Below are 25412 nucleotides of genomic sequence, written 5' to 3' on the forward strand. Positions count from 1 at the left end.
TTCCTGCCGTCATTATACAGACGTTGATGAATTTTTTGTTGCAACCCGATTTTCCCTTTGACCCTGTGCCGTAAAGATCGTCATGATAAATGTAAATCTGGTATAGACCAAAGGCAAATAACATGACTTCACGTAACTATCTGCTGCTGACGCCCGGGCCGTTGACCACCTCGCGTACCGTGAAAGAAGCGATGCTGTTCGACAGTTGTACCTGGGATGATGATTACAATCTGGGGGTGGTAGAGCAGGTTCGCCGCCAATTGACCGCGCTGGCAACGGCGGAGGCGGGCTATACGTCCGTACTGCTGCAGGGCAGCGGCAGCTATGCCGTTGAAGCCGTGCTGGGCAGCGTGATTGGCCAGCACGGCAAGGTGCTGATTGTCAGCAACGGCGCCTATGGCGCCCGTATGGCAGAGATGGCCGAGCGTATGGGGATCGCCCATCATGTGTATGACTGCGGCGAGGTGGCAAGCCCGGATCCCCACGCCGTTGAGGCGATCCTTAAGGATGACGGCGCGATAACCCATATTGCGATGGTCCACTGCGAAACCACCACGGGAATATTGAACCCCATTGCGGCGCTGGGCGCGCTGGCCCGGCGCTATGGTAAGACCTATATCGTTGACGCAATGAGCAGCTTTGGCGGTATCCCGTTGGATGTCGCCGCGCTGGGGATCGACTTTCTGATAAGCTCCGCCAATAAATGTATTCAGGGGGTTCCCGGCTTTGCCTTTGTTATTGCCCGTGAGGAGCAACTGGCGCTGTGCGCCGGCCGATCCCGGTCACTGTCGCTGGATCTGTATGCCCAATGGGTCTGTATGCGGGATAACCACGGTAAGTGGCGTTTTACCTCCCCGACCCACACCGTACTGGCGTTTGCCCAGGCGTTGAAAGAGCTTGCCGAGGAGGGCGGCATTGCCGCGCGCTATCGGCGCTATCGCGATAGCCAGCGTCAGCTGGTGGCCGGTATGCAGAGGCTGGGATTTACCCCGCTACTGGAGGCCGCGCTGCATTCGCCTATCATCACGGCATTTTATTCCCCCACGCATCCGCAGTACCGCTTTGACGACTTTTATACCCGCCTGAAGGCGCAGGGTTTTGTTATCTATCCAGGCAAGGTGTCACAAAGTGACTGTTTCCGCATTGGCAACATTGGCGAGGTCTATGCCGCGGACATCACGGCTTTGCTGAACGCTATCGATAATGCCATGTACTGGCATAAATAAGGAGCATGATGAAGCGTATTAATGCAGTGATTCTTGACTGGGCTGGGACCACGGTCGACTTTGGCTCTTTTGCGCCGACGCAGATTTTTGTCGAGGCATTCCGCCAGGCATTCGGCGTTGAGATTACCCTTGACGAAGCGCGGGTGCCAATGGGGCTGGGCAAGTGGCAGCATATTGACGCGCTGGGTAAGCTTCCCGCCGTGGCCGCCCGTTGGCAGGCTAAGTGGGGGCGAGCCATGACGGCCGACGATATCGATGCCATCTATGCGGCGTTTATGCCGCTACAAATCGCGAGCGTTGTCAATTTTGCCGCCCCCATTGACGGCGTTGTCGACACGGTGGCGCAGCTGCGGGCCGAGGGGATCCGCATTGGCTCTTGCTCCGGCTATCCCCGCGCGGTAATGGAGAAACTGGTTCCCGCCGCCGCGGCCTATGGTTACTCGCCCGATAACTGGGTGGCGACCGACGATCTCGCCGCCGGCGGGCGCCCAGGCCCCTGGATGGCGCTGCAGAATGTGATTGCGCTGGGGATAGACTCCGTTGCCCACTGCGTGAAGGTCGATGACGCAGCCCCGGGGATTGTAGAGGGAATCAATGCGGGCATGTGGAGCGTCGGGCTGGCGGTATCCGGTAATGCGTTTGGCGCAACTCGGGAGGCGTTCTTGGCGATGCCGGCGGCGGAGGTTGCGCAGCGCCGCGAACGGGCCGCCGCCAAGCTGTACGCCGCCGGTGCGCACTATGTTGTGGATACGCTGGCAGACTTGCCGGGCGTGATAGCGCAAATCAATGCGCGCCTGACGCGGGGCGAGCGGCCGTAAGCGGGTTGCGTTGGCGTGATTCGCCGAGCGTGACAAGGGCATCGGTGTGGTGCCCTTGTCTGTTTCTGTTATCCGTGCCGCTGTGGCTCAACGGTGAGCGAGCGGCCATCGTTGGCGCTGGATGCCTCTTTATCTGAAACGCTGGTTTCACCGCCCTGCGGGTTATTCTCCCGCGGCATGCTGACCGAGGGCACCGTGGCGCAGCCGTTGATGAGTAACAACAGTGTGGAAAGAAGAACATATTTCATCTTGCTATAAACGCCCTTTTAGCGTTTGGATTCATGTCGCTCAGTATCGACGGTGATTATTCCGCCCGCGTATTTAGCTTAACATGGGCGCCGACGCTATCGGCGGCGTGGATTTTTGACGGGCCTGCGTTTTCCTGCGGCGACCTGGCCATGGGCGTTGTCCCGACACGGTATGGGGATGACGATTGGCGCCGTGCACCCTGCCGTAGCATGACCCTGTACGTCTCGCCTCATTATTTATCTACTGATCATCCTACCCATAAGGAATAATTATCGGTGTTTTAATTCCTATGGCTAATACGTTGAGGAATACCGCTATAGATTTATCAACGACAATACAACCAGGGGCGCTTTTAGGGCGAAAACTTATAACGTTTTGTTTAAGGATTTAACTTTTCGCCGTGGGGTAGACTGCAACTATTCCCCTACATGCAGGAGCGACCGGATGAGCGGCGCAAAGGTAGTGAATGTCCATCCGCTATGGCTACGGCTGTGTCACTGGATTAATGCCATCGCCATCTTTTTAATGATCCTGAGCGGATGGCGGATTTATGACGCCTCACCGCTGTTTGATTTCTATTTTCCCAAGCAATACACCCTGGGGGGATGGCTGGGCGGTGCCCTGCAGTGGCACTTTGCCGCCATGTGGCTGTTTGCCCTTAATGGCGTGGTGTATCTGACCATCAACGTGATCGGCGGCCGTTTTCGTCGGCGCTTTTGGCCGATATCGCTGCGGCAGCTGGGACAGGATATGGCAGACGCGCTGCGCGGCCGCCTGGCCCATGACGATCCGCGCCATTATAACGCGGTGCAGAAGTGTGCCTATCTGTCGGCCATCGGCGCCGCCATCGTACTGCTGCTTTCCGGTCTGGTGCTGTGGAAGTCTGTGCAGTTTCCGCTGCTGCGTGGGCTGCTGGGCGGGTATGAGGCGGCGCGCTATATCCACTTTTATGCCATGGCGTTCGTGTGCGCCTTCCTCGTGGTGCATGTGGTGATGGTGGCGCTGGTTCCTAAAACGTTGCTGGCGATGTTACGCGGACGCTAAGGAGCGACGATGAAGAAGAGCAACATCGATTTATCCGTCGGTGATGGTGATGCGCTGGTGAAGGAGGCGCAGCGTCTGGTTGCCCGCCGCCTGGACGGATCGTCGCGCCGCCGTTTTCTGCAGCAAGGCTTGACGCTGGGCGGCATCGCCCTGCTGACCGGGTGCGATCTCAGCGAAAATCCCGACGTAGAGAGCGTTCTCAACCGTATGTCCCGGTTTAACGATCGGGTACAGGGCTGGCTATTCAGCGGGCAGCGCCTGGCGCCGGAGTATACGCCGAGCGAGATCACGCGCCCTTTTCCCTTTAATGCGTTTTATGGCGAGGAGGAGATTCCCGACATCGCGGGAGATGACTATCGGCTAGAGGTTCGCGGGCTGGTGCGGGATACCCGGAGCTGGCGCCTAGCGGAGCTGTATCAGCTGACGCAGCATGAGCAGATTACCCGCCATATCTGCGTTGAGGGGTGGAGCGCCATCGGGCGCTGGGGCGGCGTGCGCTTCGCTGACTTCCTGCAGCTGATCGGCGCACAGACCCAGGCGAAATACGTTGGCTTTCGCTGCGCCGATGACTATTACACCAGCATTGATATGGCGAGCGCGCTGCACCCGCAGACCATTATGGCGCTCTCCTGGGATGGGCAGCGGCTGCCACCGGAGTATGGCTATCCGATGAAGCTGCGTATTCCGACCAAGCTGGGCTATAAAAATCCAAAGCATATCGTTTCCATAGAAATAACCAACCGATTCCCCGGTGGTTATTGGGAAGATCAGGGCTACAACTGGTTTGGCGGCAGCTGATCTTTTTAATGCAGTACTTCCTCAAATAAGATAAGGATGGAAAAATGAAAAAAGTAATCGCAACGGTACTGGCGGGTTCTCTGATGATGGCCTTCTCCGCAGCCTATGCCGCAGACGGCATGGCCAAAGATAATATGGGTCATGATGGCATGAAGCAAGAGAGCGCGATGTCCCATGATAATATGGGTAAAGATGGCATGAAGAAAGATGGTATGAAGAAAGATGGCATGAAGAAAGATGGCATGAAGAAAGATGGCATGAAGAAAGATGGTATGAAAAAAGACAGCATGAAAAAAGATAGCATGGCCAAGGATGAGATGAATAAAGGTATGTAACCCCGCGCCAGCGGCTTTATTTTATTCTGTGTCTTTCTACTACGCCCTATCGCCGCTCCCCCCGGCAATAGGGCGTTTTTCTATTAGGATATCTTGTGTCGCGCCGCGGGGGGGAGCCCCTGCGCCGTTTGACGGAGGATATTACGCACGTTGATACTGCTGGTTACCGGCAATATAGGTCTCTTTAATATTCTGTTTGCCCCCCATGATCATCAGTGCAAACAGCCTGTCTTCTAATGTAGTCGTATTATCCATACGCAGCTTTTGTATCTCATCGGTGTGCCAGTCGATAACCGTAAAGTCGGCCGTTTTCCCCGCGGTAAAATTCCCTACCTGCGCCTCAAGGCTGAGGGCAACGGCACCGCCGAGGGTCGCCAGATAAAATCCCATAAACGCTGACAGCGCGCCTCCCGCGAGCTGGGTGATTTTATAGGCCTCGCACAGGGAGTCTAATTGGCAGAAGCTGGTTCCCGCGCCGATATCGGTTCCCAACCCCACCCGAATGTGATGATTTTGCGCCCTGGCCAGATTGAATAGGCCGCTGCCTAAAAAGAGATTGGAGGTCGGGCAGAATGCGATGGCCGAGTCCGTTTTAGCGATGCCGTCCCACTCTGCGTCGCTGAGGTGAATCGCATGAGCGAATACCGATTTTTTCCCGGCGAGTCCATAATGGCGGTAAACTTGGAAGTAGTTTTCCTGCTCGGGATACAGCTCGGCAACCCAGGCAATCTCACTGTGGTTTTCACAGAGATGGGTGTGGACATAGGTATCTGGATATTTTTCTTTCAGCTTTCCAGCCAGACGCAGCTGCTCTGGCGTAGAGGTTGGGGCAAAGCGTGGCGTAATCGCATATTTCAGCCGGCCCTTGTTGTGCCATTTCTGAATCAACCGTTCGCTGTCTTGGTAGGCCGATTCTGCGGTATCAAGCAGGTAGTCGGGGGCGTTTCTGTCCATCATGACCTTGCCGGAGATCAGCAGCATATTTTTGCTCAGGGCCTCCTCAAACAGCGCATCTACCGACTGTGGGTGCACGGTGCCAAAGACCAGGGCGGTGGTGGTTCCATTGCCGAGTAGTTCATTGACAAAAATATGCGCAATGCGTTGGGCATAGGCCGGATCGGCAAACTTTTTTTCTGTTGGAAAGGTATATTTCTCTAGCCACTCCAACAATTGCTCACCATAGGCGCCGATCATTTCACTCTGTGGATAGTGAATATGGGTATCGATAAACCCCGGGGTAATCAGACAACCGGTTTTATCATCAATGTTTTTATAATTATACGCATCGCTATGATGGTAGGGGCGGCACTCAACGACTTTACCCTCTTTAATTATAAGTAATCCATCTTGAATAAATTCAAATGAGTCGCTGAGATTGTCTGTTTTTGCCGGATTACTAAAGAAATGGAGAAAACTAGAACGAATGGCTGATGTTGCTTGGTTCACAAGGATAGTCTCGTTATTGTTGGTGGAAGCATAAAATAATAGCATCGGTGGCAGGGACGTTTATCTGATTCGATATTATGTTGGTGTTTGGTTTATTTTTATATGGATGGGCGGCACTGGATCTTTTTTAGTGCGCCGGCGCGATTGTTTTCGCCACGGATATCAATACGGCCGGCGCTGGCGCCGTGCGGCAGAGAGACTTCCGCCGGGATAAAATAGATCAAGAGACGATACTATCGCTAAGGCTATGAATGGCTTCATCTAGCTGCAGGCGATGGTCCGCGTCGTTAAAGCATGCGTCCGGCAGCAGCTGTATCAGCTTGCCCAGCGATTGCAGGAGCCGATAGCGATCCAGCTCGGCCTGCGGCGGTAACATTTCGGCCAGCGTATCGGCGTTAAGCCAGATCTGCTCGATCAGCTGTACCACGAGCAGCATGAGCCCTTCACCGCTAATGGCCGGCATGCCCAGCGCCGCGGCGGCGCGATCGCAGTAGTCCTCTAGGCCGAGCAGACGCAGTAGCTGGCGCAGATCGTCAATGACGGCGGCCAGATGGCTGCCGACGATCGGCTGGCCGCTGGCGGAAAGCGCGTAGGCTAAGAGGTGCAGCATGGCGCGTATTTTTTTGCGGCGCTGCTGCCGCTCTCCTAGCAGGTTCAGCCACTGGGAGATCTGGCGGCGGGGGGCCAGCGCGCGGTGATAGAGCTGGAGTAGCTCTTGGCGCAGGCCCGGCGTCACGGTGCCAAACTCCAGCGTGGCAAACAGCGCGATGGCCGTTTGATCGTCCGCCATCAGGCTGGCCAGCGCCGCCTCCATTCTGCTGCGCAGCCTGGCCCCCGGCTGCCGGTGGGCCAGCCAGGCGGCCAGATGCAGGGCGGCCGCGCCGGGTGCCGGATACTGCGCCTGCAGGGCGCTCAGCAGCTGGGGCGCGTGCTGCCAGGCGTTGTCGTCGTTCAGATCGCTGAGATCCTCCTCCGCAACCATGGCCACCTCCGCCACCAGCTTGTGCATGAGCACCCGCTCACGGCTGCTTGACTCCTGCTCTTTGCCGTTGCGCAGTTCGCGCAGGCGTCCCCCCAGCGCAAAGCTCAGATCCTCCTGGGTCTCCTCTAAGGCATCACTCTGGCTTTCACTCAGCTCCACCATCGCCTGCGCGATGACGGATGCGCTGTTATCCGGACCTGGCGCGGCATGCGGTACGAGCGTCTGCCGTTCGGTGGGAGCCAACGAGGCGGAGTGAATGTTAAGCATATTGCCTCCCGCCGCAGGTATCCCTGAGCAGCTGCAGCAGGCGTGACTGCTGTGCCTGGCTATCCAGGTGAATGCGCAGCAGCCCATCGTCCAGCAGCGCCTGACCCTCTTGCAAGGTGGGATCGGCGGTGACGGCGATCCGTGGGCTGTCGGCCCAGGCGGCCTGGGCGTGCGCCATGGCCGAGGGCGGTACGCTCAGGGTGAGACGTCCCTGAGCGAAGCGACGGATCACCAGCTGATTGACTCTCCGAATAAGCAGCGCGTTCTGGTCCTGTTTCCCCAAGAGCTCCTCGATGGCTTGGGCCGTCAGCTGACGCCAGCGCTGCGCGAGCTGATCGGCCAGATGCTGCTCCAGATCCTGCTCGTGGCACAGCCACTGTACGGCGGCGGCGATGGCCTCCTCCTGCTTTTGCCGGGCCAAACGCTCCCCCTCCCGCAGCGCCTGCTCCCGCACCTGCTGCGCCTGCGTCTTGGCCTGGGCCAGAAGATCATCGGCCGCGGCCCGTATCGCACCGGCGTGATCTTCAGCCTGGCGCAGCGATGCGGCGATGGCGCACTGCGCCTCTTCCCGCTCTTGCAGGCGCTGTGCCGTGAGATACCCGTGGCCCGGCAGGGCGCCGGGGAGGGTCGTAAACGGAAGGTGCAGCGGATTGTTCATAGCCACCTCGCTAGCTTTTGCAGTATGGGGATGGGCGATCCCGCGGGGGCCGCGCCCTGGGACGGGGGCGCGTAGAGTCGGCAGGCGCGCAGCGCAGGATCCGGCGCCTGACTCAGCCAGGCGCTGCCGAGCTCCCTGGCCCGCTGACACAGCGACGCGGGCGGTAGGGCCTGCGGCGCGGCGCCATAGGGCAGCAGTACCTGCAGCTGTCCGATGCTGAGCGGATCCAATGCGTCGGAGAGCGTCTCGCGGTAGGGCTTGAGCAGCAGCAGCCCTCCGGCCTCCAGGGCCCAGAGCCCCATGGCCAGCAGCAGCGTCGCGCGGCGCTCGGCGCTGGACAGCAGATCGCCGGATAGCGGTGTCAGCGTGGGCGGCAGACCGCTTTGCCCCAGGCGCTGGCGTAGCAGCGTATCAAGCGCAGGCCGCGCCAGCGGGCTATCACGGTAGATCGACTGCCAGCAGTGCAGCCCCAGCGCCCCCCACCATGCAGGATCGATGATGTGCCCAGGCTGGTGCCAGATCTGGTACAGATGCTGCCGAGCGGGGGTCATGGTGTGCTCCTTGCGGGGCGTCGCAGCCACAGGAGCAGGCTAACGAGCAGGCCAAACAGGAGGGTGCAGGCTGCGGCGACCAGCGCCTCTTTGGGCAGCGGGTGGCCGTACAGCGTGATTTTATGATCCTCCGTCGCGACGGCGGCCGGAGGCTGATAGCGGTATTCTGCCCGCTGCAGGGTCACGCTGATGCGATCCGGCGCGAGCCCTGGAATACCATTGTGGATGAGGGCCCGGATCTCCGCCTCTCTGGCGGGGAGGTTGATTTCGGGGCTGTATTTAATGAAGACCGCCGCGGAGGCCTGGGGCGGCGCCTCGCCGACGATGATGCGCGGCTCAGCTACCGAGACCTCGGCATTAATGACGCCATCCATGCTACCAAGCATCTTTTCAATTTGCTGGCTTTTAAGAAAGTTGAGCTTGGCTTCCTCCTGTTCGGGGGAGGTAACCAGCTGTCCGCTGGGAAACAGCTCCTGCATGGTGACGGTTTTACGGCGCGGCAGGCCGTTTTGGCGCAGCACCTCGACGGCATCGACAAAGCGCTCCCGCTCGACCAGCAGGGTTACCCCCTCTTTTTCCACCCGCTTATCGGCCGGAATGTTGTTGTAGATCAGCAGGGCCATCATCTGATTCGCCTCTTTTTCATCCAGCTTGCTGTACAGCTCGCTTTTACATCCGCTCAGCAGGGGCAACAGGCCGAATAGCAGTATCCATGGAATAATTTTCATGACGGATTCACCAGCTTATTGATGGATTGGGCCACGGATCCCGCGACCTTGGCGGTCAGGTCGACCCCGACGGCCAGCTCATTCAGGGTGCCCTGGATCGCCAGCAGGGAATCCGGCGAATCGCCGGCCTGCGGCGCGTTCATCAGGGCGGCAAAGCGCTGCTGAGCGGGCAGGGGAACCGGATCTTGCGCCTCTGCCGTTCCGCGGGTCAGCGCCTGTCCGATAGCATTAATGGCATCGATATTCATACCGTTTTCTCCTGAGTGGTGGGCGTAAGCAGCGCGCGCAGCGGCAGGCAGTCGTCCGGCGGTAACATCGCCAGGCGGGCCGAGGCCGCCTTCCTGCGCCCCAGTCCGAACAGCAGAATGGCTTCGCAGCGGGTAATCTGGTCGGGATCGTCGATCCAGTCGGGCAGCGCATTGAGAATGTCGTGCATTTCGGCCCGCATCCCGCAGTTAACGGCGGCAAAGCCCGCCTCAACGACGAGGCGGGGGACAGACAGCGTATCCATGGCATTACCCTATTTTGCTGATGATGCTCATCATCATGTCTTTGACGGTTTTCATGACCGAGCTTTGATAGCCGATCATGACGGAGTACTGCTGCATGGCAAACTGGGCTTTCAGCATGGCCTGCGGATCGTTGTTGACGCTGCCGGAGGTGATAACCGTGTGCGCATCGTTAGACATGCGGGAAACCTGATTGCCCAGCTGAGAGACGATATCCTCAATGTTCATATAGGCTCCTTACCGTGTTTAGCCGGCGCGGTGGTGAAGGCTGGCCCGGCGCACTTCGCTCGGCGACTGACTGAAGTGGCGCCGAAAGCAGTCAGAGAAGTGGGCGGCGTTGCAGAATCCGGACTCCAGCGCTACGTCGATCACCTTTTTGGAGGTGGTTTCGAGCAGCTGACGGGCATGGCCCAGGCGCTGGCGCAGCAGCCAGCGTTTCGGCGCCATCCCAAACTTATCGTTGAACAGCTGGTTGAACTTACGCTGCGACAGGCCGAAGAGATCGGCATAGCGCGCCACCGGCCAGGGCTCGAGCCGATGGCGATAGAGCGTGTCGAACAGGTCGGCATCGGCGGTCAACAGCGATCGCAGCAGGGTCGACGTCCGCTGACACTCCAGGGTCAGGCTGTAGGCCAAGACCAGCCTGAGCATGGTTTCATCATCGGCATCCGCGAGCCGCAGCAGCGTTTTCAGCAGGCCCGGCGCCATGGCGATGGGTAACGGCTGAGGGGGAGATACGGGGTCCGGGCCGCTGTACATCAGGTGCTGCAAGTCCCGGCAGATGCTGTGCAGAAGATTGCACGGATAGCTAAATAGCCGGGTATGCCGGGTCGATGCGATGCCGGGAGGTCGTGAGTCAGCGATCAGCAGTACGCCGGGCTCCGGCAGGAGCGCGATGTTATCTGGACCGGTGACGAGCAGTAGATGCAAATTGGGCATGAGGTGCTCCTGACTGAGGTACTAAGGCCATCATAGCGACCGGGTAAATTTCCCCTATCGGGTCATCACCTGAGTTAGCGGCGATCAGGTGCTCTGATGCAGGGTCCACAGGGTATCGATGACGCGTACCGCGGCCAGACACGACTGACGCTGACGCTCCAGGCGGGCGTACTCGTCGGCGCTGTGCGGCTGGCGCAGGGCCAGGGCCAAACGCCGCGCGGCCTCATTGAGGCAGTCGATCAGGCGTTGGCGCTGGTGTCCGTGCGGATCCTGGCGAAGCGAATCTTCGAGATGCGTTAGGGTTGGCATAGGGAGCCTCTCAACGGGAGTGTAGGGGGATAAAAACAAGGCGCAGTCGACCCGCCAGCGAGACGCCGCTGGCCGTAACCTGGACGATGCGCATGCCTTGGCTGAGCGGTGCGCCGGGGAGCAGCCGCATGCCGTTGCTCAACTGCAGATATAGGGCATCATCGGCGCCGCCGACGCCGGCGATCGGCGCGGGCAGGAGATCGCCGGCGTCGAACTCTCCCGCCATACCGATAAAGCGCAGGGGCAGCGTATCTCCCTCACCCTGCCGGTTGAGGCGCTGAAGTAAACTGTTCAGGCGCGCCTGTTGCGGCGGCGCAATGTGCCCTGAAAGCAGCCAGGCGTGCTCGGTGCGCCGCGCGCTGATGCCCTCCAGCAGCCCCTCGGTACGCAGGGCATTGATCAGCCGTGCCAGCGTCTGTGCGCCGCTGTCCGTAAACTGCCAGCGTCCCAGGCCCGGCAGCCGATCCAGCGCCTGGGCCAGGGGAGCGCTATTGCCCTGGAAATCGCCGTCGATGGCGGCGTCGCCGTTATCCTGCAGTGTGATGATCATATTCTGATAGCCATAGCTATTCAGCAGCGCCCGTAGCGCCTGGCGCAGCGTATCGTTACACACGGCCTCCTGCTGCAGATGGATGCCGCTGGCCTGCAGGCGCTGACGCAGCGCCGCCAGGCGCCCGCTCTCCTGGCAGTGGCCGCGCAGCAGCAGATCCCCGCTGCTCTGCCAGATGGCCTGTAGCCCCGGCTCACTTTGCAGCGCCTGCGGCAGCCATGAGCGCGGGGAGGGGGGCGTCGGCGTCGCGCTGGGCCAAAGGAGACCGATGATCCCAAGCGTCGGCAGCAGCGCGCCGAGAAGGGGATACAGCAGCATGGCGCGGCGCCCGGCGCGGCGTTTGGCCATCTGCGGCAGCGGCGTATCGCTGTCACCGTCGGTCAGCGCAAAGTGGATGCCGGCGAGATCGATTCCCTGATTTAACGGCAGGCGTTCGCCGTGCCAGGGGCGGCCGCCAACCCAGCAGGCGGTAGGGGTAGCGAGGCTGACGCCCTGGGCGGTGACCGATAGCGAGGCGCTACCGCCGCTTTCCAGCGCCAGGTGCAGATCGTTCTCCTCGCGCCCGCCAAGGGTAAACTCGCCTGCGGGCAGCCGCAGCGCCTGTCCCCGTAGGGGGCCATTGAGCAACGTAAGCTTGAAGCAGGTCTCCATGGTTACCTCACATCTGGCGGGGCTCGGCTTTAATCAGAAACAGACGTACTACGCTGTGTATCTTGCGATCGGTGCTGCGGAACAGTCCGCCGATCAGGGGAATGTCGCCCAGCAGCGGAATTTTGCGGACGCCCTGCGTGTTTTCATTCTGCACAAAGCCACCCAGCAGCAGGGCCTGCCCCAGATTTAGCGTCGCCTGAGTGGCGATCTCCGCGTTTTGCACCTGGGGCAGGGACTCCGCCTGGCTGAGCGGTGCCCCCTGGCGTCCGTCTTCGATATTGAGGATCAGCAATATCTTATTGCCAGCGCTCTCCCGGATAAGGCGCGGCGTAACGCGCATCAGCGCCCCGGCGGTAATCGCCTCCAGCTTGGGGTTCTTCTCGCTTCTGAGCTTGGTGTAGAACGTGATGCTGCGATCCAGCACCGCCTGCACATTGTCCAGCGTGACGACCGAGGGGCGTGAAACGATCTTGGCCTTGGACTGCTGCTCCAGGGCGGAGAGGCGCACCATAAAGCTGCCGGAGTTGGAGATCAGCGAAGAGAAGCTGTCGGCGTTGAGCCCGCCGCTGTTGAAGCTGACCTGACCGCCGCCGATGCGCGCGGAGGCGGACCAGTCAATGCCCAGTTCGTTGATATCCCCGGCATCCACGTCGATGATAGTCACGGAGATCTCGATCAGGGTCGGGCGTTTGTCGAGCTGTTGGATAAGCTGGCGGTAGAGCGCCATATTCTGTTTACGATCGCGGATTAATACCGCGTTTTGGCGCAGGTCAGCCGAGAAGGTGGGCAGGCCGCTGCCATTGCTAGGGGGGGTGCCGCTCTTGCTGTCGGGAAGCGGCATGGCGTGTCCCTGCGCCATCTCGCGCAGTACCGATACCAGCCCAGGGACGACGACGCTCTGGCTGCGGTAGGCGTAGCTGGTGTCGCTGGCGTTGGCATACTTGAGCGGGAAAACGGCGACGGTTTCACGGTTTTGCTCCAGGTTAAGATCCTGCTCGTCCAGCTGTTTGGCCAGGGTCGTCACCTGGCTGAGGCAGGCGGGGACGCCGTTGACCTGTAGGGCGTTGGCGCTGGCGACCTGGCGGACCTGGCAGGCATAGCCGTCCAGCAGCCCGCTGCGTTGTAATAGGCGTTTGAGCACGGATCCCGCCAGGTAACTGGGCGCCAGCGTGGCCTGCTCCATCTCCTGAGCCTTATAGATATACAGCGTATTGCCATCGTAGTAGGGCAGCAGCTGGTACAGCCGGCTTAGCTCGGCCAGTATTGTGCCGCGCGGCGTATCTCGGAGCTCGCCCGCATAGGACTCGGTGATGCGGGGGCTGACCACCACCGGCACGCCGGAGTTGGCGCCAAGATCGCGCAGCACAGAGGCCAGCGTGGCGCTCTGGCTGGAGACAAAAAAGGGGGCGCCGCGCCAGGGGATGGGCTGCGCCAGGCTGGAGGCGGAAAATCCACCGCAGAGTAAGAGCAGTAGGACGATGATTCTCATGCATACCTCCCAATGAACGGGCCTGTGGGATGCGGCTCCCGAACCGCGGGCATCAGTAGCCCCGCCATCGCCAGCTGCTGCTGCAGTAAAAGATCGAGCTCTGCCTCCGTCAGCAACGGCGGATAGCGACGCAGGAGCCAGAACTGCTCCTGCTCAACGTAGAGCGCGTCGTCCAGCGTTTCCGGGCTCGCCGCCAGCAGCAGGCACGCCTGGCTAGCCTGCGCCAGCGGCCATGCGATCGTTATCGCCACGCACATACCGCTGGCAAAATAGCGTCCTTTCAGACGCCTACCCTGCAGGGTACCCGTGAGGCTCTGCTGCCCCTGGGACCAGTCGGCATGGCTGAGGTACATCGCCAGCTGCTGCAGCGCCTGGCGGGGATTCAGTTTTCTGTTCATGTCATCAGGGTAAAGCGGCGGCGTCCCGCTGCGTATCGGGTGCATACCTGAATTGATGGGCAAGGGCCGCGCGGGCATACCGGCCGCAGGGGCGCCGCCGGTATGTTCATGAGGCGAGAGGGTGGGGGTCAGGCAAAGCTGTAGCGTCGCGTCGGCGGCGCAGACCCGGCGCCGCTTTGACTGAGGGTTTGGAGGAGAAATGCGCGGGTTTTCTCCAGCGTTGCCAGCTGCGCCGATATCCTCCGTTCATCGGCATCGCGGTCGGCCCGCTGTTCGCTCTGGGCTATCTCTACGCGGCCCCAGGCCCGGCCGGCGCTGATCTCATGGACGCGCTGAACGATGCCATGGTGGGTCTCGTTGGTTTTAATCGCGTTAGCGCTGATCTCTATCATCGTTCTGCCCAGGGTCAGCGCCGGGATCGTGGTTTGCAGGGCGAGAGGGGCGGCGACGGGAAGAAATCCGCTGACGGCGACGGTGCTGACGGTAACGGCGCTGCGCGCCAGCAGTGAGCCATAGGCGGCGACCTGGCGTGCCCTTTCGTCGCTGGCGCCGCCGGTTTTCCCTAGCCAGTGGATCGCGTTGCCGATAGCGTCGCTGCCCATGGCGAGTCCTCCGCCGCCATTTTTTTTGTGGTTCCAGTCATAGGCTGCACAGGCGACATCGCCGACGGCGAGGGTGAACCCGACGCTGGCCAGCGTCAGCAGGGGGACGCCGGCGCCGGCGGTGAGTCCGGTGATCAGCGCGGCAGTGATCAGCACGGCGCTGGCCGCGACCAGGGTGAGCACTTTGGCGACAAAGGCGCGTTTCGCCATCTCGACGCCGCAGGCCTTGGCCTTTTGCTCGGCCTCCTGCGCCTGTGCCCTGAGCTGATCCAAGGGGATTGGGGCGCCCGGCGCCCGGCTGCGCGGCGCCTCAATGCCCAGCAGATCGCACTGGGTTGCGATATCCCTGCGGCCAGGCGCGGGCTCACTCCTCGGCGTTGCGGAGGGCGGCAGCGGTGCTTCGGTGAAAACGCCGTTGATCATCATGGCTTCCTTAAGGTTGATTAAGCGTATCCAGCAGGTCCTGTGCCCGCTGACGCAGAGGTGTATAGCGTGGGTTGGCGTCGGCCTGGCCATAGCACAGCGCAATCGTGGCATCCAATGCATCCATGGCGGCGTCAGGCTCTCTCAGCGCAAACAGGCACTCCGCCATATGAAACGGGGTAAAGGGATCGTTAGCCTGCAGCGCGAGGGAATAGCTAAAGAGGGTCAGCGCCTGGCGATACTCCTGCTGCTGCAGCAGTACGCAGGCAAATGCGAAGGTAAAGCGCCGTTCCAGCGGCTGCTGTAGGGAGAGAAAAGCGAACGTGGCCGTCGCCTCGTGAATATCGCCGTCGTTCAGGGCCTGGCAGCCGCGCGCATAGCTGGCCTCCATTTCATCCTGGCTGGCGCCGCTGAGGGGACGCTGGGTTTCCTTCCCCTCAAGCAGCGCCAGACAGCGACGCGCCACGTTTTCAGCCTGGGCGGAGAGCGATGCGGACGTCATAGTGTTCTCCAATTGATATGATATATTATTACATTATCAGGGCCTTTCCTCCGGGGCTTTGGCAAAGCGGGGCGGCTTTGGCTTTTGGCATTATGATTTCGGGGAGCCGGCCATTCTCCCCTGCGGCGGAGCGCTGGCCGGCGTTGATTGGGCGGTTAACGGCAGCGATAGCGCAGCCACAGCGCATCATCCAGACGTATGGGCTGCGCGCCTTCCGCCAGCATCACATCCGTCAGGCGCCGTCGCATCCTATCCAGCGCCCGATCGTGGGGCGCGGGCAGGATCATGGCATCGATATAGCGCAGCAGGGGAAGCGCGCCGATGAGGCGGCGCAGGAGTCCCATCAGGGCGATAACGGCCTGCCCATCGTCATTGCGGGCGGTAAAGTCACAGAGGATCAGACGTTCCCCCTCCTGCCGATAGGTGAGGTGAAAACGCGGGGTTTCGATGCGCTGCCCCATGAGAAACTCGCTCTCCAGGAAGTGCGCCGGCGCCGGGTGTAGCCCCTCTGCCACCATGAAACGGCTGACGTCATCCATCGTGTCACCTCCTTCAGGACATGCGTACGCTGCTGGCAATACGCTCGTGGGCCTGATTCAGGGTGGTCAGTATCTCGCGCAGATCGCCGGAGACTCTGAGCGCCTTTTCCTGCGTTTCATCCGCCCGCTTAAGCTGCTGGGCAGCCAGGCCGTGCTGATATTCGGATAGCGCCTGCTCCTCCTGCGCCTGACGGGACATATCATTGACATAGCCGACGCCGACGATCCCCTGCGTCATGCTGTTAACGCCATTGCTAATGGTATGCGCCTGTTCGCCGAACGCGCCGCCAAAGGCCTGGGCGATGCCGCCGAGGATTTGTGCGATAGCCTGGGCCTGCTTGGCCTGAAAGTCTTTATCGATGGCATCCACTCGAGTGTCATACGCTGTTTGTTGCATCTTGAACGCGTTGCTTTGCTGCGTCTGCTGATATTGGCGCAGCACATCGCGCAGCTTCCCAAACAGCTCTCCAAGCTGAACCATCAGCTCATTCAGCTGGCCGATGGCGTTGCCGCCGCGATCCCCCGAAACGTAGCGATGGCTGTCCGGTGGGGTAATGCCGTTAACGCCGAGGCTGCCGCTGTCGATGGTACTCATAGTCTGCTCCTTGGTTCAGGCGATATTGGCGGCGATGCTGCTGAGCATGGCGCCGCTCTTTTGCTGGGTATCCGCCGCGGCGGAGAGGGCTTTGCCTGCCCCGTCCATCAGGCTGCCGATATTCTCTTTGGCGCGTTTTTTGATTTTTTCAAACTCATCCAGCATGAACTGCATAAAGTCGGTCTCATTGATCAGCTGCTGGATGACTTTCTGGAGCTCGGCCCGCTCCTTGGTGATAACGCCTTGGTAGACGCCGTTAACGCTCTGCAGGGTGCTGCGGGTGGCTGACTTCGCATTGTTGGCCACGCTGTCGATGCAGGCGCCGACGATGGCTTTGATGACCTCGCGCTGCACCTCTTTAATGACCTGCTTGCTCAGCTCCTTGGCCGATATCTCGACGCCGGATTGGAGCGCTCTTTTCGCGGCGGTCTCGACCGCCCGCGTGACCATTTGCTCGATGGCCTGCTTGCTGAACGCCTCCAGGAGATGGCCCTGGCCCAGGAAGCGAGCGCTCTGCTCGGCCAGGCTGCGGGTGACCTGCTCGGAGACCTGTTCGGCAACCTGCTTGCCTATCTCTGCAGCCGCGGTCTTTATCGCGGCCTCGCTGCCCTGGGTCACGGCGGTATGTAGCGCTTCGCCGGCCGCCCCCTCCATGACGGTTTCCGTCGCTTTGGCGATGGACTTGCTCGCCATGACTCCGCGCCCGACGCTGACCAGATCGACGGCCATGCCGGCGATCTCGAAGGCCAGCTGTACCTTTCCGGCGACGTCGGCAATAGACTGGTATTTTTCCGCATTGTCCTTATCGATCAGCGCCAGGGTTTCGCAGGCGGCTTTCACCAACCCGGCGCATCCCGCCGCCACGTCCATGGCGCCGCCGGCAAAGTCGCCGATTAGGATTTTGCCGATGCCGCTGACCACCTCGGCGATGGAGACGATCCAGTCGACGATGGCGGAGAAAATCCCCGCTTTCTGCGCCTTGGCCTGATCCTCGATGGATTTCTCCACCTGTTTACGCAGATCTTCATTCTGGCGCAGACGTAGGCTTTCGGCGCCGTGGGTGCGGATCTCCATGGCCAGCGCTTTGAGATTGGCATTGTCGCCGAGCGCCTTGACCCCCAGCAGAGAGGCGGCTAGCGTCATCGCCTCCATCGGCGTGCGCTCGATATCGGTGACCGTCAGCGGCTTGCCGTCGACGCGGGGGCCAAAGATGTCCAGAATGCGGTTCAGTGCGCCCTCTGCGAGGCGCAGCGTCACGGGCTGACGGGGCGCGGGCGGGCGATGAAACTCGCGCTTAGGGTCGTGATCCTGCTGACGCTGAGGGGGGGGACGCAGCGGATCCAGTGCGCCGGCGCCAATCTGCGGGTGATCGTGCTGTGACTGCACGCTGTCGTTTTGCGCGCTGCCCCCCAGCGGCGGCGTGGTATAGCGGGTCTCAGTGATATTGTTCATGGCTGTGTCTCCTCGGTCACCGGTGTGAACTGACGCAGTATTTCCCCCTTGATCGCCTGGTACTGCGGCTTGGCGGCGCACCATTTCAACGCCGCGCTGAAGGCCTTGCCGGCCAGCGCCGTCTGCCCCATTTGTCGATAGCTGAGGCCCGCTAGATAGGCCGGCTGGGGGTCGTCCAGCCGCAGCAGGCCGGCCTGACCGAAGCAGAATACGGCCTGATCGTGCTCCTCCAGGCGCTGACAGCACAGCCCCAGGGAGAGCCAGTACTCGTATTGCCAGTGGGAGAGGCGGGCCAGCAGCAGGTAAAAGCGTTTGGCGCCGGCATAGTCCTCTGCGTCGAATAGCTGGCAGGCATAGCTGTAGACATGGTCAAGATCGTCGGGGGCGATATCCATCAGCGCCTGTAGGGTGCCACCCTGGTTGAAAAAACCATGCAGCGTAGCGAGATCGTCCTGTTCGGTCATCGTGGCCTCCTTAGCGGATATTCTGGGCGATGGCTTTGTTCATCTCGGCCAGCAGCGTCTGCATACTGTTGATGAGGCTGACGCAGACGTTATAGGACTGCATGGTCTTCTGGATCTGCAGCTGAGCCTGGGTGACGAAGTCGGAGCTGCGCCCCGAGTCGGTCTCCAGCGCGCCCTTAATTACGTCAAGCTCCCCCTTGTCCAGCCCCTTACCATCAGGGTGGCCGATGCTTTTCAGGTAGCTGTCGATGTCGCTGGTGGCGTTTTTACCGTCGTCTTGTACCGTGATATTGATGTTGTGATCGCGCAGATACTTGAGCACATCGGGCGGAAGATCGCCGGTATCGCCCGCTTTTTTGAACTTGGCGATGATGGCATCGATCTGATTGGCCACCTGCTGGGAGTTTCTGGCCCGGTCGGCCTTGGCCTTCATCTGGTCATATTTTCCCTGCGCCAGATCGGTGAATAGCGTCATGAACTGGTACAGCACGCTGATTCCTTCGGACATGATGCTATCGCCCTGACTCGCCATACGATCCAGGTCGTAACCGTTGGCGCCGATGTGGGTTACACCACCTTGGCTGTCGATATTGATGGACATAGTGCTCTCCTCTGATGGGATGGCGTTAGATGAAGTCATGCCCGATCGCCGGGGAGTGACCGGCGCCGCCGGGGCGTGACGGCGCCTGGCCAGCGCCCTGTCTCAGGGTGGCGCCAAGGGCGGAAAAGTGCGTTTGCAGACGGCTGATGCTGCTGTCGAGCTGCTGACGCAGCGGGGCTATCTCTTCGCGCATCGCGTGACTGAATCGCTCAAGCCGCTGGCGGGCCTGTGGGTCGCGGGGCGCGCGTTCATGGAGCGCGGCGATCTCTTGCTGTAACGCGTGAAAGGCGTCGATCTGTTCGCCAAGTTTGCGCTGACGCCGCTGTAGGTCTTGCATCAGTTGCAAAAGGGGATGAATGGCGTGTTGGCTCATAGTGAAACCTCCTATTGGCTACCGATAAGGTGATGCTAGAACGCCGTTAACGGGCGAACTTTCGAGAAGTTGCATAACGTTTGCTGTTTGGTCGTCGGGGTCGGGCTCTTTTGCGTCAACGTATTATCTGCGCTGATTTCGTGCGGGAGATATCGGGTAATTACCTGAATTTACGTTTGTTTTACTCTAGGATGGGGCTGAGGTGGGCCGTGCCGCCGGCCTGCGCCGGCGGCGCTCGATGGTTTGCGCGGGCGCCGGGGCGCCGCTCCCCCTGTGCGTCGTCCGCGCCGGGGCTATCCTTCCCGCGCATCGGGGACGGCCGATATCCGACGGGTGATCCGCACGGCCCAGCCATCGTCTAGCCGCAGTAGCGTTCCTTCCGCCCATGGGATGCCCCGCAGGGAGAGCTGCAGGCGCGGGTAGGCACAGGCGTTGAGCGGTGTCTCTAGGCCGGGCGCCCACTCTCCCAGGCTCTCCGCCTTGAGGCTGACGCGGCCGGCCTCGGCCAGGAGGCAGAGTTCGTCGGCGGCCGTGAGCGCGACCGTGGGCAGCGTTGCCCGTACGACGACGCCGCTCTCTGCGTCGTGGAGGCGTAGCTGCTCGGGGCTATCGGGGGAGGCGAGCCAGAAGCAGTCGGGCTGGGGAGCCATCCCCTGCAGCGGCAGCGCATCTCCGGGGGCGATCTTGGCCGCCTCTTCCGCCGAGAGCCAGCACCAGCCGAGGACTAACGGCAGCGTATGCTCCCGCTGCGCTGGCGGCGCTAGCGCCGCCAGCCAGCGCGTCAAGAGGCCGGGAGCGATCTGCGTAATATAGAGCGACAGGCGGGCGTCGGCGCGGGTAAAGGTGAGGCGCCAGCAGCGCTCTGGCGCCTCGGCCTGATGCAGGGTTGGCGAGGCCAATTCGGGCAGCGACGCCGCTTGTAGCCACGCATTCAGCGGTGAAAGCAGCCAGCCCGCAACCGCCGGGTGGAGATCGGGCTCAATTTGCGCCAGGGAGGGGGCCGCCAGCTGCGGCGCCAGCCAGCGACTCCACTCCGCGCCGACCCACAGCGCGATGGCGAGATCGTCACAGCGGCTCTCCAGGCGCAGCCCCGATCCCGAGGGGCGGTGTTGATCGGCCTGGATCCGCAGGCCGTTTATCTCAGCGCTGGCGTCGAGGCGGCTGAGAAAGAACAACGACTCACTGCTAAAGGGGGCGGCAAGGTTCATAGGCTGTCTCCACGGTTACGGGGATCCCCAGCAGGTCAGAGAGCGTGGCGCCGAGCGTATCGCCGGTCTGCGCCAGACGATCGCGCAGGGCGCCGGAGGGGGCAGACAGGCGCAGTATCAGCCGTCCGCCGTGCCATCCCGCCGTCACCATCAGTCCGGCGAGCGGACCGCTGGCTGCCCGCAGCTGCAGCCCCTCCGCGGACAGCGGCAGGGGCGTGGGGCGCGGGAGCGCCGGCAGGATGCCGCCGCCCGGCGCGCGATGCCCTGGCGTGTCCGGAGGCGTCGCATCGTCGGCGGCGCGGTGAGGCTCGGGGAGGGGCGCTGGCGGCGCCAGCAGCTGACGGAAACGCTCGGCGTCACGATCGGCGTCGGCGTCGCGCCGGGGGCGGCGTCCGTCGCGATCCGTGGCCGGGGCGTGGCCGGAAGTGGGCCCATAAGACGGCGTAATCATTCGCTCTCCTCCAGCAGTTTCAATTTTTCCTGTTCGCGCAGGTTGAGGCGCAGCTGCGTTTCGTGTTCACCGCGCAGCTGGCTGATGCGTCCCTGCTCCGCGGCCAGCGTGTCCAGCTCATGGCGCAGCCGCTGCGATTCGCTCTCCATGGCCGACTGGGCGCTGCGCAGGCGTCCCAGCGCCAAATGATCCAGGCAGCCCGTCTGCTGATTCAGGGTGCGCCAGCGGATCTGCAGCGCGGATAGCCGCGTCTGGAGCTGCTGCTGTCGCCGCCGTACGCTGTCAGCCTCATCGGCCAGCTGGGCCAGCGTGCTGCGCAGGCCGCGTTCGCGTAGCCGCTTGATATCGCGTAGCTGCGTCAGCATGGCTGGCCTACTGCGCTGTACAGCGCGCTGAGGGTGGCGGCCAGCGGGCAGCGTTCATCGGTTTTCTGGCACAGTAGAGTGGCGATGGCCTCCCGGCGGGCCATCGCGTCATCCGCGTCGGCATCCTGCCCCGGGCGGTATTCGCCCACCCGCACCAGCAGCGCGATCTCCTGCCAGGTCGCCAGGAGGTGGCGCAGGCGGTTGGCCGCCTGGCGGTGCTGTGGCGTAACGACCTGCGACATCACTCGGCTGACGCTGGCCAGAATATCAATGGCGGGATAGTGGCTGGCTTCGGCCAGGCGGCGTGAGAGCACGATATGCCCGTCCAGCAGCGAGCGGACCTCTTCGGCCAGCGGGTCGCTCTTTTGCTCTACCAGTACGGTATAGAACGCCGTAATGCTGCCGCAGGCGGCGGGGCCTGCCCGCTCCAGCAGCCGGGGCAGGCGGGCGTAGAGGCTGGGGGGATAGCCGCCGCTGACCGTCGGCTCGCCGGCGGCCAGCGCGATTTCACGGATCGCGCGCGCGTAGCGGGTCAGCGAATCGACCAACAGCAGTACGTGGTGTCCGCGATCGCGAAAGTATTCGGCGATGACGGTCGCGGTATCGGCGGCCTTGATCCGCTCCAACGCCGGCCGATCCGAGGTCGCCAGGATGACAACGCTCCGGGCGCGCAGTTCGGGGGACATGATCTGTTCGATAAACTCCCGCACCTCGCGTCCCCGCTCCCCGATCAGCGCCAAGATGACGACCTCGGCCTGGCTATTGGCGGCCAGCATGCCGAGCAGGGTGCTCTTGCCGCAGCCGGCCGGAGAGAAGATGCCCAGGCGCTGGCCGACGCCGACGCTGAGCGCGGCATCGATGGCGCGAACGCCCATCGGCAGCAGGGTATCGATAGGGGCCCGCTGCAGGGGATCTGGCGCGGGGCTCTCCAGCGATCGCCACTGCGTGGCCTGCGGCGGCGGTTTCCCGTCCGCCGGTTGCCCCAGCGCATCGATGACCCGCCCCAGCAGCGCCTCGCCGACGCCGATGCGGGCCTGCGCACCGCTGGGGGTCACCAGCATGCCGTTGGCGAGGCCCAGCGGCGGCTGGTAGGGCGAGAGCAGCGCCTGATCCCCCTCGATCGCGACCACCTCGGCCGGGCCGCCGTCGGGCAGGGTGCACTGTTCGCCAAGCCCGACCCCGGGCAGATGGGCGCGTAATAATGTCGCGCCGACGGTGAGCAGACGCCCCTCCAGGCGCTCTCCCGTCACCGACGGCAGGGTGGGGCTGCCGAGCAGGTCGAGGATCTTCTGAGTGTCAGGCAGCCGCATGGGTGTCTCCTATCAGCTCAATGTGCCCTAATACCTTGAGTTCCGCCTCATCGTCCAGCTCCTGAAACGAGAGTACGGCGGTGGTGAACAGCTCACGCTCGATCAGCTTACGGATAAATCGACGGATATCGATCGCGGTTACGATGGCCGTATTGACGGCGCCGCTGCGCTCCAGCGCCGCGTGGATCTCGGCCAGAATCGCCTGATTCTCCTGCTGCGAGAGCGCGGAGTAGGAGCCCGCAGAGGTCTGGCGGACAGACTCGCGCACCATCTGTTCAATCCGGCTACCGATAAGCCAGGCCTTGACCCAGGGCTGGCCGTGGCGCTGGCGCCCGATAATGTGGCGGCGTAGGGCCAGTCGGGCATATTCGGCCAGCATCACGGGATCCTTTTCCCGCGGCGCCCATTCGACCAGCGCTTCAAAGACGGCGCGCAGATCGCGGATGGAGACGCTCTCCGCGACCAGGCGCTGCAGAACATCGGCGACCCGTGCGACCGGCAGCTGGCGCTGCAGCTCTTTGACCAGTTCGCCGTAGCGCTGCTCCATCTGATCCATGAGATAGCGGGCTTCCTGGACACCGATGAACTCGGCGCCGTAGCGATCCAGTGCCAATGAGACGAGATAGGCAATCCGGTCATTGCCCTGATAGCGGTGCAGGCCGATGGCGGCGCTGCCTTCGGCCTGCTCCAGAGAGAGCCACTGCAGCGTGATCCCGCCGAAGGGGAGCGTCTCCCGGTGGTCGACCTGGCGCAGCGCGGGCGCGGCGAGATCGAGCAGGGCAAGGTGAGGAAGGGTCATCGAGAGCACCGGCTCCTGATACAGCAGCAGGGTAAACTGATCCGGGCCCAGGCCGTTATCTGTCTGGATCTGAATCTCCGGCAGCGGCAGACCCGCCTGCTCCAGCTTCTCCGCCCGCAGCGTGGCCAGCGCCTGGGCGAGGGAGGGATCGCGGGCCAGTGCGGCGGGCAGGCGCAGCGCGAGCGGCGTTGCGCCGATGAGCAGCGGCACGCCCTCCTGTCCGCTCTCGTCGCGCGGATCTGCGGTTTGGCCGGCGGCGAGCGGGGAGCGCTGCCGCTCTTTGCGTCTCAGCGCGTAGGCGATGGCGGCCACTCCCGCGCCAAGGCCGATAAAGATCAGGGTAGGGAAGCCGGGCAGGGCGGCAAACAGGGCCAGCACCGCGGCAACGATCCACAGCGCCTGACGCTGGCGCAGGATCTGCTCGGTGAGCTCACTGGCAAGGTTACGCCGGCTTTCCCCCGGGACCCGGGTGACGATGATCCCGGCGGCGATCGAAATGAGCAGCGCCGGGATCTGGGCAATCAGGCCATCGCCGACGGACAGGATGGCGTAGGTCGCCGCCGCATCGCCCGCGCTCATCTCATGCATAAACACGCCGACGCAGATTCCCCCGACGATATTGACCAGTATGACGATGATCGAGGCGATGGCGTCCCCTTTGACAAACTTCATCGCGCCATCCATCGCGCCATAGAGCTGGCTCTCTTTCTGAACCAGGGCCCGCTGGCGGCGGGCCTCTGTCGCATCGATAATCCCGGCGCGCATATCGCCGTCGATGCTCATCTGCTTGCCCGGCATCGCGTCGAGGGAGAAGCGGGCGCTGACCTCGGCCACGCGCTCAGAGCCTTTGGTAATCACGATAAACTGCACGACGGTAATGATGGCGAACACGATGAGGCCGACGGCCAGGTTGCCCCCCACGGCAAAGTTGCCAAACGTATAGACGATCTCGCCGGCATCGTGCTGCAGCAGAATAAGGCGGCTGGTGCTGATGGTCAGCGCCAGACGATACAGCGTCGTGATGAGCAAAACGGAGGGAAAGGCGGAGAACTCCATGGGTTCCCGGATGTAGACCGCCATCATCAGCAGGGTGATCGATAGCGTGAGGTTGATGGCGATCAAGATGTCTATCAGGGGCGTCGGCAGGGGAATGATCATCATGAAAACGGCCAGTAACAACATGGCCGCCAGAATGATGTCTTGGCGCGCGGTGATCTTGTGTAGCCAGCTATTGACCGTTTTCATGGGGATTCTCCATCACGCGATCGAGCAGGCGCCGTTGACGGCGCGCCAGCTCGCGCCACTGCTCGGCGCCGCTGTCAGGCGGCGCCGCCGCTGAAATCCACAGCGCATCGCCCGCCAGCCAGGCTCGCAGCGGGATCCCGCCGCCGGCCTCGGGCTGTAAGAGCTGCAGCAGGCGCAGCAGCGTCGGCTGCCGCTGCGGCACCGGTAGGCTGCGCGCCAGCGTTAGGCGCGCCCGCCCTTGATCCTGCTCCAGAAAAATACGGTCGCGATCCCGGCCCAGGGTCAGGCTGATCGCCGGCGGCTGAGGGGCGGCGCCCATCAGGCGTAGCCAAAGTTCGGTTTGCCGTTGCCACTGTAGGTCCATGAATATCCTCCGCGATCGTGATGCGCCCTCATGATGGCGGAGCCGTATTCAGTAAGGCATAGGGTGAATACCTGATGTCGCGTTAGCCCTGGGTTTTCCATGCAGGTCAGGTCTTTACCCGATGGGCGTCGGGGCGGAAGTGGGGAACACTGTCGGCAGATCCTAGAGGAGA

33 protein-coding genes are annotated in these 25412 nt (G+C 62.1%); 5 read left to right on the forward strand and 28 right to left on the reverse strand.

Annotated features, from left to right (window positions below):
* The first annotated feature begins 122 nt into the window (after positions 1 to 122).
* Complete coding sequence (gene phnW, locus ETEE_RS12365) at positions 123 to 1226, forward strand: 2-aminoethylphosphonate--pyruvate transaminase (RefSeq protein ID WP_034171829.1); 1104 nt, start codon at positions 123 to 125, stop codon at positions 1224 to 1226.
* Between the two features lie 8 nt (positions 1227 to 1234).
* A complete protein-coding gene (phnX, locus tag ETEE_RS12370) occupies positions 1235 to 2044 on the forward strand; it encodes a phosphonoacetaldehyde hydrolase (protein ID WP_034171828.1) in 810 nt (269 codons plus the stop codon).
* Between the two features lie 68 nt (positions 2045 to 2112).
* Here the strand turns inward: phnX and ETEE_RS12375 are convergent, their stop codons facing one another.
* Positions 2113 to 2292, reverse strand: a complete 180-nt coding sequence (locus ETEE_RS12375; RefSeq protein ID WP_034171827.1) for a hypothetical protein — start codon at positions 2290 to 2292, stop codon at positions 2113 to 2115.
* A gap of 445 nt (positions 2293 to 2737) precedes the next feature.
* On the opposite strand from ETEE_RS12375, the gene ETEE_RS12380 reads away from it, so the two are divergent.
* From ETEE_RS12380 to ETEE_RS12390, 3 genes are read left to right on the forward strand one after another with little or no spacing between them, the layout of a single operon-like run.
* Complete coding sequence (locus tag ETEE_RS12380; protein WP_034171826.1) at positions 2738 to 3337, forward strand: cytochrome b/b6 domain-containing protein; 600 nt, start codon at positions 2738 to 2740, stop codon at positions 3335 to 3337.
* Positions 3338 to 3346: 9 nt separating this feature from the next.
* A complete protein-coding gene (locus ETEE_RS12385; protein ID WP_034171825.1) occupies positions 3347 to 4135 on the forward strand; it encodes a molybdopterin-dependent oxidoreductase in 789 nt (262 codons plus the stop codon).
* 44 nt (positions 4136 to 4179) lie between these two features.
* Positions 4180 to 4470: a pentapeptide MXKDX repeat protein gene (locus ETEE_RS12390; protein ID WP_034171824.1), complete on the forward strand. Its 291-nt coding sequence runs from the start codon at positions 4180 to 4182 to the stop codon at positions 4468 to 4470.
* A 141-nt stretch (positions 4471 to 4611) separates the two neighbouring features.
* On the opposite strand, the gene guaD is transcribed toward ETEE_RS12390, so the two are convergent.
* The 27 genes from guaD to ETEE_RS12525 all read right to left on the reverse strand — a co-directional run bounded on the left by guaD (position 4612) and on the right by ETEE_RS12525 (position 25240).
* Positions 4612 to 5961 carry a guanine deaminase gene (gene guaD / locus ETEE_RS12395; protein ID WP_045426336.1) on the reverse strand — a complete coding sequence of 450 codons (1350 nt, stop codon included), beginning with the start codon at positions 5959 to 5961 and terminating at the stop codon, positions 4612 to 4614.
* 175 nt (positions 5962 to 6136) lie between these two features.
* Positions 6137 to 7165 (reverse strand): HrpJ domain-containing protein, encoded by a 1029-nt coding sequence (locus ETEE_RS12400; protein ID WP_034171823.1) that lies wholly within the window; start codon positions 7163 to 7165, stop codon positions 6137 to 6139.
* Complete coding sequence (locus ETEE_RS12405) at positions 7158 to 7823, reverse strand: type III secretion protein (RefSeq protein WP_034171822.1); 666 nt, start codon at positions 7821 to 7823, stop codon at positions 7158 to 7160. The genes ETEE_RS12400 and ETEE_RS12405 overlap by 8 nt, the downstream gene beginning before the upstream one ends.
* Positions 7820 to 8374: a type III secretion system domain-containing protein gene (locus ETEE_RS12410; RefSeq protein ID WP_034171821.1), complete on the reverse strand. Its 555-nt coding sequence runs from the start codon at positions 8372 to 8374 to the stop codon at positions 7820 to 7822. The genes ETEE_RS12405 and ETEE_RS12410 overlap by 4 nt, the downstream gene beginning before the upstream one ends.
* Positions 8371 to 9102, reverse strand: a complete 732-nt coding sequence (gene sctJ, locus ETEE_RS12415) for a type III secretion system inner membrane ring lipoprotein SctJ (RefSeq protein ID WP_034171820.1) — start codon at positions 9100 to 9102, stop codon at positions 8371 to 8373. Before sctJ ends, ETEE_RS12410 begins: the two co-directional genes overlap by 4 nt.
* Positions 9099 to 9350, reverse strand: coding sequence for a type III secretion system inner rod subunit SctI (gene sctI / locus ETEE_RS12420; protein WP_034171819.1), 252 nt, complete (start codon positions 9348 to 9350; stop codon positions 9099 to 9101). The genes sctJ and sctI overlap by 4 nt, the downstream gene beginning before the upstream one ends.
* Positions 9347 to 9613 (reverse strand): EscG/YscG/SsaH family type III secretion system needle protein co-chaperone, encoded by a 267-nt coding sequence (locus tag ETEE_RS12425; protein WP_034171818.1) that lies wholly within the window; start codon positions 9611 to 9613, stop codon positions 9347 to 9349. Before ETEE_RS12425 ends, sctI begins: the two co-directional genes overlap by 4 nt.
* 4 nt (positions 9614 to 9617) lie before the next feature.
* The gene (gene sctF, locus ETEE_RS12430; RefSeq protein WP_034171817.1) at positions 9618 to 9839 is read right to left on the reverse strand and encodes a type III secretion system needle filament subunit SctF; all 222 of its coding nucleotides are present in this window, start codon (positions 9837 to 9839) and stop codon (positions 9618 to 9620) included.
* A gap of 18 nt (positions 9840 to 9857) precedes the next feature.
* Entirely contained in the window at positions 9858 to 10550 is a 693-nt protein-coding gene (locus ETEE_RS12435) for a helix-turn-helix domain-containing protein (protein WP_034171816.1), read from the reverse strand.
* Positions 10551 to 10634: 84 nt separating this feature from the next.
* On the reverse strand, positions 10635 to 10859 hold the full coding sequence (locus tag ETEE_RS12440; RefSeq protein ID WP_034171815.1) for an EscE/YscE/SsaE family type III secretion system needle protein co-chaperone: 225 nt from the start codon (positions 10857 to 10859) through the stop codon (positions 10635 to 10637).
* Positions 10860 to 10869: 10 nt separating this feature from the next.
* Positions 10870 to 12060, reverse strand: coding sequence for a type III secretion system inner membrane ring subunit SctD (gene sctD, locus ETEE_RS12445; protein ID WP_034171814.1), 1191 nt, complete (start codon positions 12058 to 12060; stop codon positions 10870 to 10872).
* Positions 12061 to 12067: 7 nt separating this feature from the next.
* The gene (locus ETEE_RS12450) at positions 12068 to 13549 is read right to left on the reverse strand and encodes an EscC/YscC/HrcC family type III secretion system outer membrane ring protein (RefSeq protein WP_034171813.1); all 1482 of its coding nucleotides are present in this window, start codon (positions 13547 to 13549) and stop codon (positions 12068 to 12070) included.
* On the reverse strand, positions 13546 to 13947 hold the full coding sequence (locus ETEE_RS12455; protein WP_034171812.1) for a hypothetical protein: 402 nt from the start codon (positions 13945 to 13947) through the stop codon (positions 13546 to 13548). The genes ETEE_RS12450 and ETEE_RS12455 overlap by 4 nt, the downstream gene beginning before the upstream one ends.
* Before the next feature lie 128 nt (positions 13948 to 14075).
* Positions 14076 to 14972 (reverse strand): protein EseG, encoded by an 897-nt coding sequence (locus ETEE_RS12460; protein WP_034171811.1) that lies wholly within the window; start codon positions 14970 to 14972, stop codon positions 14076 to 14078.
* Between the two features lie 10 nt (positions 14973 to 14982).
* Positions 14983 to 15474: a CDC27 family protein gene (locus ETEE_RS12465; protein ID WP_034171810.1), complete on the reverse strand. Its 492-nt coding sequence runs from the start codon at positions 15472 to 15474 to the stop codon at positions 14983 to 14985.
* Between the two features lie 155 nt (positions 15475 to 15629).
* Complete coding sequence (gene sseE, locus ETEE_RS12470) at positions 15630 to 16013, reverse strand: type III secretion system effector protein SseE (RefSeq protein WP_034171809.1); 384 nt, start codon at positions 16011 to 16013, stop codon at positions 15630 to 15632.
* Between the two features lie 13 nt (positions 16014 to 16026).
* Positions 16027 to 16608 (reverse strand): type III secretion system translocon protein SseD, encoded by a 582-nt coding sequence (gene sseD, locus ETEE_RS12475; RefSeq protein ID WP_034171808.1) that lies wholly within the window; start codon positions 16606 to 16608, stop codon positions 16027 to 16029.
* 15 nt (positions 16609 to 16623) lie between these two features.
* Complete coding sequence (locus tag ETEE_RS12480) at positions 16624 to 18060, reverse strand: type III secretion system translocon protein (RefSeq protein ID WP_034171807.1); 1437 nt, start codon at positions 18058 to 18060, stop codon at positions 16624 to 16626.
* Entirely contained in the window at positions 18057 to 18524 is a 468-nt protein-coding gene (locus ETEE_RS12485) for a SycD/LcrH family type III secretion system chaperone (RefSeq protein WP_012847736.1), read from the reverse strand. Before ETEE_RS12485 ends, ETEE_RS12480 begins: the two co-directional genes overlap by 4 nt.
* Positions 18525 to 18534: 10 nt before the next feature.
* Positions 18535 to 19125 (reverse strand): type III secretion system translocon protein SseB, encoded by a 591-nt coding sequence (gene sseB / locus ETEE_RS12490; protein WP_034171806.1) that lies wholly within the window; start codon positions 19123 to 19125, stop codon positions 18535 to 18537.
* Positions 19126 to 19150: 25 nt separating this feature from the next.
* Positions 19151 to 19498, reverse strand: a complete 348-nt coding sequence (locus tag ETEE_RS12495) for a hypothetical protein (RefSeq protein ID WP_034171805.1) — start codon at positions 19496 to 19498, stop codon at positions 19151 to 19153.
* Positions 19499 to 19791: 293 nt separating this feature from the next.
* Positions 19792 to 20706 (reverse strand): translocation protein in type III secretion, encoded by a 915-nt coding sequence (locus ETEE_RS12500; protein WP_034171804.1) that lies wholly within the window; start codon positions 20704 to 20706, stop codon positions 19792 to 19794.
* The gene (locus ETEE_RS12505; RefSeq protein ID WP_034171803.1) at positions 20684 to 21157 is read right to left on the reverse strand and encodes a hypothetical protein; all 474 of its coding nucleotides are present in this window, start codon (positions 21155 to 21157) and stop codon (positions 20684 to 20686) included. Before ETEE_RS12505 ends, ETEE_RS12500 begins: the two co-directional genes overlap by 23 nt.
* On the reverse strand, positions 21154 to 21522 hold the full coding sequence (locus ETEE_RS12510) for a hypothetical protein (RefSeq protein WP_034171802.1): 369 nt from the start codon (positions 21520 to 21522) through the stop codon (positions 21154 to 21156). The genes ETEE_RS12505 and ETEE_RS12510 overlap by 4 nt, the downstream gene beginning before the upstream one ends.
* Positions 21516 to 22832, reverse strand: a complete 1317-nt coding sequence (locus ETEE_RS12515) for a FliI/YscN family ATPase (protein ID WP_034171801.1) — start codon at positions 22830 to 22832, stop codon at positions 21516 to 21518. Before ETEE_RS12515 ends, ETEE_RS12510 begins: the two co-directional genes overlap by 7 nt.
* Positions 22819 to 24876, reverse strand: coding sequence for an EscV/YscV/HrcV family type III secretion system export apparatus protein (locus ETEE_RS12520; RefSeq protein ID WP_034171800.1), 2058 nt, complete (start codon positions 24874 to 24876; stop codon positions 22819 to 22821). Before ETEE_RS12520 ends, ETEE_RS12515 begins: the two co-directional genes overlap by 14 nt.
* Positions 24860 to 25240, reverse strand: coding sequence for a type III secretion protein (locus ETEE_RS12525; protein ID WP_034171799.1), 381 nt, complete (start codon positions 25238 to 25240; stop codon positions 24860 to 24862). The genes ETEE_RS12520 and ETEE_RS12525 overlap by 17 nt, the downstream gene beginning before the upstream one ends.
* Positions 25241 to 25412 lie beyond the last annotated feature (172 nt).

The organism is Edwardsiella anguillarum ET080813, assembly GCF_000264765.2.
GTDB classification, from domain to species: domain Bacteria; phylum Pseudomonadota; class Gammaproteobacteria; order Enterobacterales; family Enterobacteriaceae; genus Edwardsiella; species Edwardsiella anguillarum.

What these genes read in the sequence shown, in the direction of transcription:
- phnW (WP_034171829.1), top strand. Translation starts at nt 123, where the DNA reads ATGACTTCACGTAACTATCTGCTGCTGACGCCCGGGCCGTTGACCACC.
- phnX (WP_034171828.1), top strand. Translation starts at nt 1,235, where the DNA reads ATGAAGCGTATTAATGCAGTGATTCTTGACTGGGCTGGGACCACGGTC.
- ETEE_RS12375 (WP_034171827.1), bottom strand. Translation starts at nt 2,292, where the DNA reads ATGAAATATGTTCTTCTTTCCACACTGTTGTTACTCATCAACGGCTGC.
- ETEE_RS12380 (WP_034171826.1), top strand. Translation starts at nt 2,738, where the DNA reads ATGAGCGGCGCAAAGGTAGTGAATGTCCATCCGCTATGGCTACGGCTG.
- ETEE_RS12385 (WP_034171825.1), top strand. Translation starts at nt 3,347, where the DNA reads ATGAAGAAGAGCAACATCGATTTATCCGTCGGTGATGGTGATGCGCTG.
- ETEE_RS12390 (WP_034171824.1), top strand. Translation starts at nt 4,180, where the DNA reads ATGAAAAAAGTAATCGCAACGGTACTGGCGGGTTCTCTGATGATGGCC.
- guaD (WP_045426336.1), bottom strand. Translation starts at nt 5,961, where the DNA reads ATGCTATTATTTTATGCTTCCACCAACAATAACGAGACTATCCTTGTG.
- ETEE_RS12400 (WP_034171823.1), bottom strand. Translation starts at nt 7,165, where the DNA reads ATGCTTAACATTCACTCCGCCTCGTTGGCTCCCACCGAACGGCAGACG.
- ETEE_RS12405 (WP_034171822.1), bottom strand. Translation starts at nt 7,823, where the DNA reads ATGAACAATCCGCTGCACCTTCCGTTTACGACCCTCCCCGGCGCCCTG.
- ETEE_RS12410 (WP_034171821.1), bottom strand. Translation starts at nt 8,374, where the DNA reads ATGACCCCCGCTCGGCAGCATCTGTACCAGATCTGGCACCAGCCTGGG.
- sctJ (WP_034171820.1), bottom strand. Translation starts at nt 9,102, where the DNA reads ATGAAAATTATTCCATGGATACTGCTATTCGGCCTGTTGCCCCTGCTG.
- sctI (WP_034171819.1), bottom strand. Translation starts at nt 9,350, where the DNA reads ATGAATATCGATGCCATTAATGCTATCGGACAGGCGCTGACCCGCGGA.
- ETEE_RS12425 (WP_034171818.1), bottom strand. Translation starts at nt 9,613, where the DNA reads ATGGATACGCTGTCTGTCCCCCGCCTCGTCGTTGAGGCGGGCTTTGCC.
- sctF (WP_034171817.1), bottom strand. Translation starts at nt 9,839, where the DNA reads ATGAACATTGAGGATATCGTCTCTCAGCTGGGCAATCAGGTTTCCCGC.
- ETEE_RS12435 (WP_034171816.1), bottom strand. Translation starts at nt 10,550, where the DNA reads ATGCCCAATTTGCATCTACTGCTCGTCACCGGTCCAGATAACATCGCG.
- ETEE_RS12440 (WP_034171815.1), bottom strand. Translation starts at nt 10,859, where the DNA reads ATGCCAACCCTAACGCATCTCGAAGATTCGCTTCGCCAGGATCCGCAC.
- sctD (WP_034171814.1), bottom strand. Translation starts at nt 12,060, where the DNA reads ATGGAGACCTGCTTCAAGCTTACGTTGCTCAATGGCCCCCTACGGGGA.
- ETEE_RS12450 (WP_034171813.1), bottom strand. Translation starts at nt 13,549, where the DNA reads ATGAGAATCATCGTCCTACTGCTCTTACTCTGCGGTGGATTTTCCGCC.
- ETEE_RS12455 (WP_034171812.1), bottom strand. Translation starts at nt 13,947, where the DNA reads ATGAACAGAAAACTGAATCCCCGCCAGGCGCTGCAGCAGCTGGCGATG.
- ETEE_RS12460 (WP_034171811.1), bottom strand. Translation starts at nt 14,972, where the DNA reads ATGATCAACGGCGTTTTCACCGAAGCACCGCTGCCGCCCTCCGCAACG.
- ETEE_RS12465 (WP_034171810.1), bottom strand. Translation starts at nt 15,474, where the DNA reads ATGACGTCCGCATCGCTCTCCGCCCAGGCTGAAAACGTGGCGCGTCGC.
- sseE (WP_034171809.1), bottom strand. Translation starts at nt 16,013, where the DNA reads ATGGATGACGTCAGCCGTTTCATGGTGGCAGAGGGGCTACACCCGGCG.
- sseD (WP_034171808.1), bottom strand. Translation starts at nt 16,608, where the DNA reads ATGAGTACCATCGACAGCGGCAGCCTCGGCGTTAACGGCATTACCCCA.
- ETEE_RS12480 (WP_034171807.1), bottom strand. Translation starts at nt 18,060, where the DNA reads ATGAACAATATCACTGAGACCCGCTATACCACGCCGCCGCTGGGGGGC.
- ETEE_RS12485 (WP_012847736.1), bottom strand. Translation starts at nt 18,524, where the DNA reads ATGACCGAACAGGACGATCTCGCTACGCTGCATGGTTTTTTCAACCAG.
- sseB (WP_034171806.1), bottom strand. Translation starts at nt 19,125, where the DNA reads ATGTCCATCAATATCGACAGCCAAGGTGGTGTAACCCACATCGGCGCC.
- ETEE_RS12495 (WP_034171805.1), bottom strand. Translation starts at nt 19,498, where the DNA reads ATGAGCCAACACGCCATTCATCCCCTTTTGCAACTGATGCAAGACCTA.
- ETEE_RS12500 (WP_034171804.1), bottom strand. Translation starts at nt 20,706, where the DNA reads ATGAACCTTGCCGCCCCCTTTAGCAGTGAGTCGTTGTTCTTTCTCAGC.
- ETEE_RS12505 (WP_034171803.1), bottom strand. Translation starts at nt 21,157, where the DNA reads ATGATTACGCCGTCTTATGGGCCCACTTCCGGCCACGCCCCGGCCACG.
- ETEE_RS12510 (WP_034171802.1), bottom strand. Translation starts at nt 21,522, where the DNA reads ATGCTGACGCAGCTACGCGATATCAAGCGGCTACGCGAACGCGGCCTG.
- ETEE_RS12515 (WP_034171801.1), bottom strand. Translation starts at nt 22,832, where the DNA reads ATGCGGCTGCCTGACACTCAGAAGATCCTCGACCTGCTCGGCAGCCCC.
- ETEE_RS12520 (WP_034171800.1), bottom strand. Translation starts at nt 24,876, where the DNA reads ATGAAAACGGTCAATAGCTGGCTACACAAGATCACCGCGCGCCAAGAC.
- ETEE_RS12525 (WP_034171799.1), bottom strand. Translation starts at nt 25,240, where the DNA reads ATGGACCTACAGTGGCAACGGCAAACCGAACTTTGGCTACGCCTGATG.